Source organism: Bacillus sp. FSL K6-3154 (genome assembly GCF_040869395.1).
Taxonomy (GTDB): domain Bacteria; phylum Bacillota; class Bacilli; order Bacillales; family Bacillaceae; genus Bacillus; species Bacillus safensis.
In genome coordinates this window covers 1967314-1979356 of record NZ_CP152033.1, presented here as the reverse complement: position 1 = coordinate 1979356, position 12043 = coordinate 1967314, and the positions used below count along the sequence as shown (strand labels likewise).

At 43.9% G+C, this 12043-nt stretch carries 13 protein-coding genes; 6 read left to right on the top strand and 7 right to left on the bottom strand.

The genetic code is table 11. The features are described 5' to 3' along the window. Positions 1-17: 17 nt before the first annotated feature. On the bottom strand, positions 18-1499 hold the full coding sequence (locus MHH61_RS10375; RefSeq protein WP_169510863.1) for an amidase: 1482 nt from the start codon (positions 1497-1499) through the stop codon (positions 18-20). Between the two features lie 187 nt (positions 1500-1686). Here MHH61_RS10375 and MHH61_RS10370 point away from each other — a divergent pair, with 187 nt between their 5' ends. Then, positions 1687-3300 carry a S8 family peptidase gene (locus tag MHH61_RS10370; protein ID WP_211484878.1) on the top strand — a complete coding sequence of 538 codons (1614 nt, stop codon included), beginning with the start codon at positions 1687-1689 and terminating at the stop codon, positions 3298-3300. A gap of 38 nt (positions 3301-3338) precedes the next feature. Here MHH61_RS10370 and MHH61_RS10365 read toward each other — a convergent pair whose 3' ends face one another. Then, positions 3339-3878 carry a DUF402 domain-containing protein gene (locus tag MHH61_RS10365; protein WP_169510864.1) on the bottom strand — a complete coding sequence of 180 codons (540 nt, stop codon included), beginning with the start codon at positions 3876-3878 and terminating at the stop codon, positions 3339-3341. A 111-nt stretch (positions 3879-3989) separates the two neighbouring features. Between MHH61_RS10365 and MHH61_RS10360 the strand changes: the two genes are divergently transcribed. Then, a complete protein-coding gene (locus MHH61_RS10360) occupies positions 3990-4193 on the top strand; it encodes a hypothetical protein (RefSeq protein WP_125587555.1) in 204 nt (67 codons plus the stop codon). A 58-nt stretch (positions 4194-4251) separates the two neighbouring features. Here MHH61_RS10360 and MHH61_RS10355 read toward each other — a convergent pair whose 3' ends face one another. Then, positions 4252-4788, bottom strand: a complete 537-nt coding sequence (locus tag MHH61_RS10355) for a GNAT family N-acetyltransferase (RefSeq protein ID WP_041106188.1) — start codon at positions 4786-4788, stop codon at positions 4252-4254. Between the two features lie 213 nt (positions 4789-5001). On the opposite strand from MHH61_RS10355, the gene MHH61_RS10350 reads away from it, so the two are divergent. After that, positions 5002-6219, top strand: a complete 1218-nt coding sequence (locus MHH61_RS10350; protein ID WP_076840654.1) for a multidrug effflux MFS transporter — start codon at positions 5002-5004, stop codon at positions 6217-6219. A gap of 17 nt (positions 6220-6236) precedes the next feature. On the opposite strand, the gene MHH61_RS10345 is transcribed toward MHH61_RS10350, so the two are convergent. From MHH61_RS10345 to MHH61_RS10330, 4 genes are all read right to left on the bottom strand, one after another. Continuing rightward, complete coding sequence (locus MHH61_RS10345; protein WP_164512186.1) at positions 6237-6407, bottom strand: hypothetical protein; 171 nt, start codon at positions 6405-6407, stop codon at positions 6237-6239. After that, the gene (locus MHH61_RS10340; RefSeq protein ID WP_041106184.1) at positions 6404-6991 is read right to left on the bottom strand and encodes a DUF1700 domain-containing protein; all 588 of its coding nucleotides are present in this window, start codon (positions 6989-6991) and stop codon (positions 6404-6406) included. Before MHH61_RS10340 ends, MHH61_RS10345 begins: the two co-directional genes overlap by 4 nt. Then, on the bottom strand, positions 6984-7301 hold the full coding sequence (locus tag MHH61_RS10335; protein ID WP_024424392.1) for a PadR family transcriptional regulator: 318 nt from the start codon (positions 7299-7301) through the stop codon (positions 6984-6986). The genes MHH61_RS10340 and MHH61_RS10335 overlap by 8 nt, the downstream gene beginning before the upstream one ends. A 259-nt stretch (positions 7302-7560) precedes the next feature. Next, complete coding sequence (locus MHH61_RS10330) at positions 7561-8391, bottom strand: YitT family protein (RefSeq protein WP_024424393.1); 831 nt, start codon at positions 8389-8391, stop codon at positions 7561-7563. Between the two features lie 336 nt (positions 8392-8727). Between MHH61_RS10330 and mmuM the strand changes: the two genes are divergently transcribed. The 3 genes from mmuM to MHH61_RS10315 all read left to right on the top strand — a co-directional run bounded on the left by mmuM (position 8728) and on the right by MHH61_RS10315 (position 11849). Further along, positions 8728-9666, top strand: a complete 939-nt coding sequence (gene mmuM, locus MHH61_RS10325) for a homocysteine S-methyltransferase (protein ID WP_025092518.1) — start codon at positions 8728-8730, stop codon at positions 9664-9666. Between the two features lie 46 nt (positions 9667-9712). Next, a complete protein-coding gene (gene mmuP / locus MHH61_RS10320; RefSeq protein WP_024427433.1) occupies positions 9713-11116 on the top strand; it encodes an S-methylmethionine permease in 1404 nt (467 codons plus the stop codon). 112 nt (positions 11117-11228) lie between these two features. Beyond that, positions 11229-11849 (top strand): hypothetical protein, encoded by a 621-nt coding sequence (locus MHH61_RS10315; RefSeq protein WP_024427434.1) that lies wholly within the window; start codon positions 11229-11231, stop codon positions 11847-11849. The last annotated feature ends 194 nt before the right edge of the window (positions 11850-12043 follow it).

Genomic DNA, 12043 nt, shown 5'->3' with positions numbered 1-12043 from the left:
AAGTCGCTTATCATGCGTTATCGATTTAATTGACTAGTTCCTTTCCAAATCGAGGATGTCTCCATTTCCGCCGCAAGCCTGAGCAGCCAGTCCTCTTTTCCTTTAGGTGCTGTCACCTGTACCCCTAAAGGCATGCCCGCGCTAGTCAGATGAACAGGAACACTCATTGATGGCTGACCTGTTAAGTTGGCAAGCTGTGTAAATGGGGTGTAGGTCAAGCTCTTGAGGAACATGTCATAAATAAGATCCTGCTGCGCTTGCATGGAAAGAGATGACACACGTAAAAGTGCGGCTGTTTCCTGATCTGAATGCATAAGCTCACCAACCTTTGGAGCTGAATAGGCAGTAGCTGGTGTCACATAGAGATCGTAGGTTTGATGAAATGATGCCATTTGTGCAGCAGCCCGATCCCACGCATCAAGACTTTCTGTATAAGCAGCAGCGGTCACATTCTTGCCAGCCTCCGCCAGCACCCATGCCACGATGTCCGTTTCCTCCGGCTTTACTGGACGCCCTAACGAACGAGCCAAGGAAGTGAATAACGCAGACATTTCTCCGCTGTTCATCACGTAATATTGCTGCATGAGATGAATCCCATCAATTTCCGGCTTGGCTTCCTCTACTTGATGACCTTGCTCACTCAGCCATTTCACTGTTTGCTGAACCGCCTGCTTCGCCTCCTCACTGACCTTCGTGCCAACTGGAGATTCTACGCTGTAAGCAATTCGCATAGAAGATGTACGTTTCACCAGATCCTCTTGGTAACTGCCATCGTATAATGGGGTTTGGAAAGCAGCTTCAGGCTGAATGACTTGAAGAAGATCAAGAAGGGCTGCACTGTCCCGCACTGTTTTTGTGAGTGTAAAGTCAATGGAAGCCCCTTGCCACTGCCTTCCTGCGCCTGGGCCTACCGGCGTTCTTCCCCGCGTAGGCTTAAGGCCGAACAAACCGGTAAAGGATGCTGGAATCCGGATGGAACCACCGCCATCACTTGCTCCGCCAGCAGGTACAATGCCGCTTGCAACAGCTGCTGCTGTCCCGCCGCTTGAGCCGCCTGGAGAATAGTCCGTATTCCAAGAATTTCTCGTTGGCCCATGTAACGCAGGCTCCGTTACATTTCTTAAACCGAATTCCGGTGTATTTGTATGTCCGATCATGAGAAAACCAGCCTGCTTCAACCGATCAACAAAGTGCGAATCCGAATTTGCTTTTACATCCTTTAACAGCAAAGCTCCTGCTGTCAGCGGTTCATTTTTTATTCCTTGTGATATATTTTTCAGCACAAACGGAACGCCCGCAAATGGCTGATACTCATGTAACTCCTTGATGTCTTTTAAAACTTGTTCTTGTCTTGTCCGTATCACAGCGTTTAGTTCTGGATTGACCTCATTCAATCTATCAAATGCCGCCTGCATAAGCTCCTTGGGCGTTACCTGCTTATTCCGCACAAGTGCTGCCAAGCCAGTCGCATCATACGTCATATACTCTTTTACGTTCATCAGCATGTCCTTCTTTCTCTTATCATGATGTCTCTATTGTCTACTAGAATTCTATGAATTTCAATTTCAGGTTACTTGTAAAAATAACTTTCTGAACAAGACGACAATTCTACTATCCCATCCCTCTGCTTTCTCCGATATAATAGAGAAAAAAAGACCGAGGTCATCGGATGAGAGGAGCCACGCATTGAAAAAGAAATTACTTATCGTCATTGCGTTTCTTCTTGCGTTGACAACTGCTTTGCCCTTCCATTCGCAGGCAGCTGCACCGCCAAAAGAAACAGATGTCATCATCGTCTATAAAAATCAAAAAGGAAAACAAACAGCTATTGAGGAAAGTGAGAAAGTGAACGCACAGTACATACATCTTCCCGCTGTCGCTGTGACAACAGATGAACAAGCGGTCACCTCACTCAAAAAAGACCCAAACATCGCTTACGTCTCAAAAAACGTAAAGGTCAAACTCGCAGCTTCTACTGTAAAGAAAACAGCCGCTACTACTAATCAGGATGCATTGGTACAAAAATCTTACAATCTGCAAAAACTAAATATCAAGCAAGCAATAAAAGAAGGCGTCACTGGTAAAAATGTAAAAGTCGCCGTATTAGATACTGGCATTTTCTCACACGAGGATTTAAAGGTAGCCGGCGGTAAATCATTCGTGAACTACACATCCTCTTATAAAGATGATGAAGGACATGGCACACATGTCGCCGGCACGATTGGTGCGCTTAATAACGATTATGGAACAGTCGGCGTCGCTTCCGGTGTGAAGCTGTATGCTGTGAAAGTGTTAGATAAAAAGGGAGAAGGCGACCTGTATAGTCTGCTTCGAGGCATCGATTGGGCGATTACCAACAAGATGGACATTATTAATTTAAGTTTAGGCTTTGAAGACAATATCCCCATCTTGCGTTCAGCAGTAGATGAAGCCTATAAAAAAGGGCTGCTTGTAGTCGCTGCAAGCGGAAATGATGGGAAAAAGAATTATATTAGCTACCCTGCCGCTTACAATAGTGTCATTGCCGTTTCTGCAACAACTTCCAAAGACAAACTCGCGTCTATCTCGAATACAGGAAAAGGGATTGAATTTTCTGCCCCTGGCGAGAACGTCATCAGCACTTATTTAAAAAATGAATATTGGTATGCAACGGGGACATCACAAGCTGCACCGCATGTCACAGGAATGCTGGCACTGTTAAAGCAGCTTCATCCGAAGAAAACAAATGCACAGCTTCGCACTTTATTGCGCAGCTATACAGTGGATCTTGGTGCAAAAGGGAAGGATCCGCAATTCGGCTATGGCCGCGTGCAATATGTGCCGCAATCCACCTTTTTAAAGGCTGCGGCCAGTGCTGTCAAAACAGCCGAAACATCTAAAAAGCAGGCAGATGTCAATCAAGCCAAAACAAGAATTGGCCGGCTCACTGCAAGCAAGCAAAAAACAGCACTCACAGAACGGGTGAAGAAAGTCCAAGCAGCCATTGATATCCGCTCGGCACGTGCAAAGGTCAAAACAGCCGAAAAGAACAAAACACAGGGCGCTATTAAAAGTGCTCAAACGGCCATCAAAAAACTAAATAAAGGCAAAGAAAAAACAAGCCTGCAAAACCGGCTTGACAAAGTCAAAAAACAAGTCGCTTATCAAAAGAAAGTGACGGACGCTAAACAAAAGGTCAAAAAAGCGGAAGCCAAACGAACAAAGAAAACAAAAGCAGCGGCTCAAAGCGCTGTCAAACAGCTAAAAGCCTCCAAAACAAAAACCAATTTACAAAAACGATTAAACCGTATTAAGGTCTAACAGAAAAAACGATTCCTTTCAGCGAGGAATCGTTTTTTCTATCTCAACATCGGCTCAAACAAGCTGTGATGATATTTCCCTTCGGCATCTGCCCTCACTTGATCGAGAATTTTTTCTATCGAAGACGTCACGCCTTCTAATGCCCGGCGTACTGCGCCGTTCTCAAAATCCGCTAAACTCTCCGGCAATTCATCTTCATCCAGTACATAGACTTCACCAGTCGGAAGAACGAGAAGATCAATAATGAGGTCTTCAAACATGACCAGCTGGGCGTTGAACTGTGTATCTCCCACAATATTAAAATAAGATCCTAGTTCCTTCCCTTGATCATCTCTCCAGAAATATATGTTATATGGACGATCCTTCCAATAATAAGCGGTCGTATAGCTCCCTTTTGGAATGGTTAGAAAACCAGCACCTGCCCTCATCGTAAACGGGTCTTCAATCTTATGAAACAGCACAGCCTGCTGTCCCTGTGCATCTAACAGCTGACAGGTATGTTCCACAACTTTCTGATCGTATTTGATTTTTCTCTCGATGACTTCATCCCAACGATCCACATGCAGCGAAAACAACATGTCACAACTCCCTCTAAACATCTCTTTTCTTTCCAGTATACACCGATTTTTTCTGAAGAAATAAAGGATTGCCTCATTTACTTATGGAAGCCCTATGATGAGGTGAAAGAAATGAACGGAATCACGATTCTTGAAAACTTTACACAGCTTGGACAAATCATCCTCATGATTTGCGGCTATGTCCTTTATTGGCGGCTGGTGAAAACGAAGAAAGAACGAAAGCTGTCTCCTTATGAACGCATGTTAAAACTCTTTGTCATGTTCGGTTTCATCTCGTGGGTGGTATCCTATTGGGCGCTGGCACTGTGGGCGTAAATTGAAAAAAGGAAGAGCTTGTCATGGAGGTAAGCTCTTCCTTTTGCTGCACGTTATACTATGAACCTGCCGGCTGTTCTTTCTTGATCACATATTGATAGCTCTTGACATGTGTCCCATTTTGGTTCACAAATTCTTTATCAAGCGCACGCTCAAAGCCCATTCTTTCATATAGGCGAATGGCGGCCTGCATTTTATCAGATGTATGAAGATACAGGACATTTTCGCCCCATGATTGCGTCAGTTCAATACTTTTACGCAGCAATGATTCTGCAATGCCTTTTCCCCTCACATCGGGATCTACTCCTAAAAACCGGACGATGGCTGATGTAATGCCCATTTCGGGTTTGTCATACGCTTGCTCTGATGAACGGAACATTTGCAGCGTCCCCACGACCTTGCCGTCATGTTCCGCCACAAGCATCAGCTCCATGTTCGGATTATCTACAGCTGCTGCAAGCGCGGCAGAATAATTTTGCCAGCCTTCCTCTGTAAATTGCGGCTCATACTGTGCATAGGATTTGATCAGCACGCGTGTGATGGCCTCATGATCTTCTTTGACTGCTTGACGAATAATCAGCTCTTGCTGCTTCATGTCAGCACCTCCTGCTCTCTATTAGTGGGTATACGTATCATGCAATCACTGCATGCGATCACCTTACTCTTTTCTCTACTCATTCAATGTAAAGAGTCTCATTCGAAAGATCAATCATTTTGCACGGAATCATCTCTGAAAATTTTTCATTGAAAAGGAACGCTTGATTCATTATGCTGTGTTGAGGAAGTATACGAGGAGTGTTGTCATCATATGAGTTCTTTATCCTATCCCCAAGAATCGAAAAAAAATCGATTTCTCCTTGCCGCATTGCTCGGATCTTTAACAGCCCTTGCTCCGCTGGCAATGGATATGTATTTACCTGCTTTACCTAATATCGCCCGTGACTTTGAAGCAAGCACGGCGCTGTCTCAGTTAAGTCTCATGGCTTGTTTGATTGGACTTGCTCTTGGACAGCTGATTGCAGGTCCAATCAGTGATACAGTCGGCAGAAGAAAGCCGCTCATGATTGGGTTGATCATCTTTATTGCGGCATCCCTTCTTTGTACAGTGGTCACATCGATTTGGACGTTCATTCTTCTTAGATTGATTCAAGGACTTGCTGGTTCAGCTGGCATTGTCATTGCACGAGCCATTGTCCGAGATCATTATGAAGGATCAGAAATGACGAAATTCTTTGCACTGCTGATGTTAGTCAACGGGGTTGCTCCGGCAGCCGCGCCTATCGTGGGCGGACAAATGTTACGGTTCACGACGTGGCAGGGTGTGTTTGTTCTTCTAGGAATCCTCGGAGCGCTAATGCTCCTAAGATCAATGTTTTCATTGAAAGAAAGCTTACCTGCAGAACGCAGACAGACTGGGGGCTTCAAACAGATCCTAGGTGCGATGAAAATTCTAGCGAGCGATCGTCTCTTTGTTGGATATGCCCTATCACAAGGTCTTGTCTTCGCAGCAATGTTTGCCTATATTTCTGGTTCACCGTTTGTGCTTCAGGAGATTTTTAACCTTTCTCCACAAGGATTTAGTGCGGCCTTTGCGGTAAATAGTCTTGGGATTATCACGGCTGGACAAGTATTTGCCCGAGTCGCTGCGAAAATCGGTGAAGAGAAAGTTCTTCGTATTGGATTGCTGACAGCTGCATTAGGGGGAGTCACTTTATTTTTCATGATCTCAATTGATGCAGGATTGTACGGTATTCTGATTCCGCTGTTCTTTGTTGTCTCAAGCGTTGGAATTGTCGGCACATCTGCGCCGTCTCTTGCGATGCAGCATCACGGAGCGCATGCAGGAAGTGCAGCTGCACTGATCGGTGTGGCACAAATGCTGCTAGGCGCTTGCATGACCCCTCTTGTCGGACTAGCCGGAAGCCAAACAGCCTTTCCAATGGGTCTAATCATTATGCTTTGTGATCTAGGCGCACTTTGCTGTTATTTCTTCTTTGTGGCCCGAGCGAAAAAAAGACCCGCATAAGCGGGTTTTTTCATTTATTATGGCTTGCTCCAATTGATGGTGCGGAACACGTTACTCTCGTCATTGTTGTGATATGCATCTAAATCAAAGCCTGATATTCCAAAACCAATTGCCATGACAATTCCTCCGGCAACGGTGAAGATGATCCCCCATTTGATGCATTGCTTTTTTAAATCATTCACGTTCATACTCTCACGACCTTCTTTTTAAACATTCCCATGAATGCCTTAGTGGTTTGAATAGTCATTTGCACAAATAGCTTTGTCAAATACGCTGTGGCTATGCCACTTAATAATCCGACACCTAATAGAAGAATACCAACGCCAACCTGCGTCACCACCACATGCAAACCGTCCTGAAAAATAAATGGAGAACCAATGATGCTCCAAAAACCGCCGAGCAGACCAGTAAGCGTCAATGCACCTGTCACGAGTGGAATGCACCAAATCACCATATACACAGAAAGAATCAGCAGGAAGACTGTTGCTAGAATACTGCCCCATAACGGAAAGCCTAAAATGAGAATGGAGAGTCTCGTCGCCTTTTCTCCAAACGTCGGCACCTGAACGGTTTTAATTCCTTGTTCCTTCATAATCCCTTCAGCGATCATAGCAGGCTGTCCTACTTGATGAACCGCTTCCTCTTCACTGTAGCCATCTTCCTGATAATCCTCAATCATTTCATCGTAGTATTCGATAAACCGATCACTATCTTTGTCGCCTAGAAGATGCAGATGCTTCTTTAGGCTGCTCAAAAATTCTTTTTTATTCATTGCCCTGTCCTCCAGAAATAAAGTCGTAAATCGCCATCACCTGATCCCATTCCTCTAAAAACTGCGCCATATGCTCCCGCCCGCTTTCTGTCATGCGGTAGTATTTTCTTAATCGACTGTTATGTTCCTGGGAATAGGTCTCCACATAATTGTTTTGCTCTAAACGCTTTAAAATCGGATATAATGTCGATTCTGAAATCTCAATACAATGGGACATATCTTTAATGATTTGATAACCATAGGAATCGCCTTTCTTTAATACCGCCAGTACACAAAATTCCAGTAATCCTTTTTTTAATTGTGCATTCATGTTTACAACTCCTAACTCTTTATACTATACATTACATAGTATTGTGTGACAAGAGGTATAGAGAATAAAAAAAGACCCTTTTTCGGGTCTTTTAGCTCTTTGTCTTCTTTTCAGCGTGATAGAAAACCTTTGCAGTCTAGGAAGGACGAGCACTGGCGCGGAGCGAATGTAACCATTCGTGAGCACCAGCGCGCAGGACTGACAAAGAATGCGAGGGTTTGTCTACACGCTGAAAGACCCTTTTTAGGGTCTTTCATTTTTATATATTCACAAATCCTTCTCCGAACACATCGCGTACGTCATGGACAACAACGAATGCGTCTCGATCTATTTTCTTAATAATTTTCTTAAGGCGCATGAGCTCCTGCTTTTGAATGACCGCGTAAAGAATTTCCTTCGATTCCTTTGAATAATGACCGCGTCCGTTTAAAATCGTTACGCCTCGGTCCAGGGTGTGATTGATTTCTTCCGCAATATCATCTTTGCATGAAGAAATAATCGTCACTGCCTTTTTCGTGTTAAGTCCTTCTATCACGAAGTCCATCACCTTTGTCGCCACGTACAGCATCACAATGGTAAACATTAATTTTTCTGCACCAATAATAAAGTATGAAGCAAATACAACGATCAGATCAAAGAACAAGATGGCATAGCTCACGTTCCAGTCTAAATACTTGTTGGCAATTCTTCCGAGAATGGCAGAACCCGCCGTTGTTCCACCGGCTCTGAGCACAAGACCAATCCCAATTCCGATGATAATACCTGCAAAAATCGCTCCAATAATCAATTCATGAACATTCACGACCCATGTTGTAGTCAGGTGCAAAAATAGAGAGTTACTTGCAACGGCAACCACCGTATAAATCGTGGTCTTTTTGTCCAAGTATTTATATCCCACAAGTAATAAGATGGCATTCAATACAAGGTTCGTCAGCCACGGTGCTATTTCAAACAAATAATAAAAAATAATGGACAGCCCCGTGACGCCGCCTTCACCAAATTCAAGCGGAATGACAAACATGTTCACTGCTGCGGCAAATAAAAAAGAACCAACTAGAATCATCGCTATATCTTTTACACATTTTTTCAATTTCTTCTTTCCTCCTTTTTTGAGCATATAAAAAACCCTCTTTCTGCACGAAAGAAGACAGTCGTTGGACAACATAAAAATCAAAAGACGGCGCCTTTTGATGAAGCTTTCTGAAATCAATCTTTCCATAATATATATCTCTTTTTAGAGGCTGTCAATGACTTGGTTTTCTATTATTTTGACTGCATTTTTATGCATCAAAACCCGCATGTTTTCAGGGTTTTTCCGCCCTACGATGCTTTTTCCTCTCCTTGACAAAAACACTTTAGTCATTTAAACTACTGCCTCATATCATATCCATCATTTCCGATCTAAAAAGGAGGCTGTTTGATTCCGATGAATCCTATTCAAAGCCGTTTACAGGCTCACGCACCTTTGATTTTAGACGGTGCATTAGCAACAGAGCTTGAACGAAAGGGCTGTAACTTAAACGATCGTTTATGGTCAGCCAAAATACTTATTGAACAGCCACAATTGATTCAGCAAGTACACTTGGACTACTTCCAAGCAGGTGCTGACTGCGCAACAACCGCCAGCTACCAAACAACGATTGAAGGCTTTGCTGAAAAAGGCTATACAAAAGAAGAAGCGATTGAACTCATGAAACGCTCTGTCACTCTAGCGAAAGAGGCACGCGATCTTTTTTGGCAGGATGAAGCGCGTCGTGAAGGACGGACAAAACCATTTGTCGCTGGATCTGTGGGGCCATTCGGCGCTTATTTGTCTGATGGTTCAGAATATAAAGGAAATTATGGGCTTTCAGAGCAGGCTCTCATTGATTTTCACAGACCAAGAATTCAGGCATTAGTAGAAGCGGGTGCAGATATTCTAGCATGCGAAACGATTCCTTGTCTGATTGAAGCAACTGCCATTGCAAAGCTGCTGCAAGATGAATTCAGCGGGACATCTGCTTGGATTACATTCAGTGCAAAGGATGGTCTGCACATTAGTGAAGGTGATTCCATACGAGAATGTGTACAGGCGCTTGAGCCTTATGAACAAATCGCTGCTGTCGGCGTGAACTGTACGCCGCCGCAATTTATTACTTCTCTTATTCAAGAGATGAAAAAGGGAACGAGCAAACCGATTGTGGTTTATCCAAACTCAGGTGAAATATATGATCCTGAAGAAAAGGTATGGAGCGGAGATACGTCTCATCTTACTTTTGGGGAATGTGCGCATCAATGGTACAAAGACGGCGCGCATATCATCGGCGGCTGCTGCCGCACGACTCCAGAAGATATCAATGACATCTTAAAAAGAACCACATCATAGCATCATGAATCATCACACATACTTTTAAGCAAAAGGGCGGGAAGACATGGAACAAGCAAAAGATCAGTCACAACAATATCAACGAAAAATGACGAGCCGGCACCTGTTCATGCTTTCTCTAGGCGGCGTCATTGGAACCGGGCTCTTTTTAAGCTCTGGGTATACCATCAATCAGGCCGGACCTGCGGGGACCATTCTTGCCTATCTTGTCGGGGCTTTAATTGTCTACCTCGTAATGCTTTGTTTAGGCGAGCTGTCTGTCGCAATGCCGGTCACAGGGGCTTTTCATACGTATGCAACAAAATATATTGGACCTGGTACAGGCTATACGGTCGCTTGGCTATACTGGCTGACATGGACAGTGGCACTCGGTTCGGAATTTACAGCGGCAGGACTATTAATGCAGCGCTGGTTTCCAGACACTTCGGTTTGGATGTGGAGTGGCGTTTTTGCTCTTCTCATCTTTTTACTGAATGCATTTACGGTCAAGTTTTTTGCAGAATCAGAGTTTTGGTTTTCCAGTATTAAAGTGATGGCTATTATTCTCTTTATTATTCTTGGCGGAGCTGCAATGTTTGGTTTGATCCCATTAAAGGGCGGTGAGGCCGCTCCGTTCTTTTCTAATTTCACTGGGGAAGGCGGACTTTTCCCAAACGGCTTTTTACCGATTTTAATGACGATGCTTGCGGTCAATTTTGCTTTTTCAGGTACGGAGTTGATTGGGATTGCTGCGGGTGAGAGCGTCAATCCTGACGAGACCATTCCAAGAGCAATTCGCACAACCGTCCTGCGTCTCGTCCTGTTTTTCGTTGGAACGATCGTTGTGTTGGCTGGCTTGATTCCAGTAGAAGAAGCCGGGGTGATCAAAAGCCCATTTGTCGTGGTATTTGATCGTATCGGGATTCCTTATGCCGCAGATTTCATGAATTTTGTCATCCTGACCGCGATCTTATCTGCCGCAAACTCAGGATTATACGCATCATCTCGTATGCTTTGGTCGCTTTCTGAGGAACGGACACTTCCTAAAAAACTGGCGAAGCTGACGTCAAAAGGCATTCCTTTGAATGCACTCATTTTAAGTATGATCGGTGGTATTCTTTCTTTGCTATCGAGCGTGATCGCACCAGAAACGGTATATCTTGTCCTAGTGTCAATCTCTGGACTGGCCGTTGTGGTTGTATGGATGGGGATTGCTGCCTCACAGTTTATGTTTCGGAAAAGATTTTTACAGGAAGGCGGACAGCTTCATGATTTATCCTTTCGAACACCGCTCTATCCAGTAGTTCCGATTGCAGCCTTCCTCCTATGTCTTGCATCTGTCATTGGCATTGCCTTTGATCCAAATCAGCGGATTGCCCTCATCTGCGGCATTCCTTTCATTGCGCTCTGCTATGCTGCCTATTACGTGACAGCTTGGATTCAGAAAAAACGAGAAAAACCTGGTGTATAAACATCAGGGTTTTTTCATTGACAAAAAAGGATATCGCTAGTAAAAGAAGCACACTTTGGTATATGATAGGAATCTATGATTTTCAGGATGAACCAAGGGAGTTGTCGTGAATATGGAAATGACCATTACAAGAGCATTAAGTGAACTGAAAATGTTAGATAAAAGAATCAACCGAACCGTTGATGAAGCCGTACTTGGTGGATTGATGATCGGGAAACATATACAGCACGGATTTCAGAATCAAGAAGAGATTGAAAAAAAGGCAAAGGCTGATGATCAATCGATTCGAGCTTTAATCAAACGCCGGAATGCCATCAAATCAGCCATCGTTGTATCGAATGCGACCACAATGATTGATGTGGCAGGTGTCCGTATGACGGTGGCAGAGGCGATTGAACGAAAGACGTCGATAGACTACGATATTCGTTATTTACGGAAAATGAAACAGGTGTACAAAGAGCTGGTCGACAAAGCTGAACAAACGAATGAAGATGTGAAAATGAGACTTGATCAGCATTTAGAGACCTTGTTTGGGAAAGATGGAAAGACACAAGCGGCCGCCAACCAAGAGATCGTGAAGTCTTTTCTAGCTGAAAATGAGGCGGTGATCATCGATCCGCTTCGCCTTCGAGTGAAAATTGAACAGCTTTCGAAAGAAATTGAAGATTTTCAAATGGAAGTTGATTTTTCCTTGTCTGAAAGCAATACACTAACGAAAATACAGATCGATTAATTGATTTTGTTAGTGAGCCGAAAATCGAGAGGACTAAACACCTCCGAGGGAAAGGTCATTCCCTCCTCATCTGATGATCATCTTAGGATGATCCTTGATAAAAGCTCAAAGCTGAACGTTCAAGGATCAAAGTTCAAGTGTGAAAGTTCTTATCTATCAAAGCTCAAGATTAAAAGGTAAACGCTCGATCGAAT

What these genes read in the sequence shown, in the direction of transcription:
- MHH61_RS10375 (WP_169510863.1), bottom strand. Translation starts at nt 1,499, where the DNA reads ATGAACGTAAAAGAGTATATGACGTATGATGCGACTGGCTTGGCAGCA.
- MHH61_RS10365 (WP_169510864.1), bottom strand. Translation starts at nt 3,878, where the DNA reads ATGTTGTTTTCGCTGCATGTGGATCGTTGGGATGAAGTCATCGAGAGA.
- MHH61_RS10360 (WP_125587555.1), top strand. Translation starts at nt 3,990, where the DNA reads ATGAACGGAATCACGATTCTTGAAAACTTTACACAGCTTGGACAAATC.
- MHH61_RS10355 (WP_041106188.1), bottom strand. Translation starts at nt 4,788, where the DNA reads ATGAAGCAGCAAGAGCTGATTATTCGTCAAGCAGTCAAAGAAGATCAT.
- MHH61_RS10350 (WP_076840654.1), top strand. Translation starts at nt 5,002, where the DNA reads ATGAGTTCTTTATCCTATCCCCAAGAATCGAAAAAAAATCGATTTCTC.
- MHH61_RS10345 (WP_164512186.1), bottom strand. Translation starts at nt 6,407, where the DNA reads ATGAACGTGAATGATTTAAAAAAGCAATGCATCAAATGGGGGATCATC.
- MHH61_RS10340 (WP_041106184.1), bottom strand. Translation starts at nt 6,991, where the DNA reads ATGAATAAAAAAGAATTTTTGAGCAGCCTAAAGAAGCATCTGCATCTT.
- MHH61_RS10335 (WP_024424392.1), bottom strand. Translation starts at nt 7,301, where the DNA reads ATGAATGCACAATTAAAAAAAGGATTACTGGAATTTTGTGTACTGGCG.
- mmuM (WP_025092518.1), top strand. Translation starts at nt 8,728, where the DNA reads ATGAATCCTATTCAAAGCCGTTTACAGGCTCACGCACCTTTGATTTTA.
- mmuP (WP_024427433.1), top strand. Translation starts at nt 9,713, where the DNA reads ATGGAACAAGCAAAAGATCAGTCACAACAATATCAACGAAAAATGACG.
- MHH61_RS10315 (WP_024427434.1), top strand. Translation starts at nt 11,229, where the DNA reads ATGGAAATGACCATTACAAGAGCATTAAGTGAACTGAAAATGTTAGAT.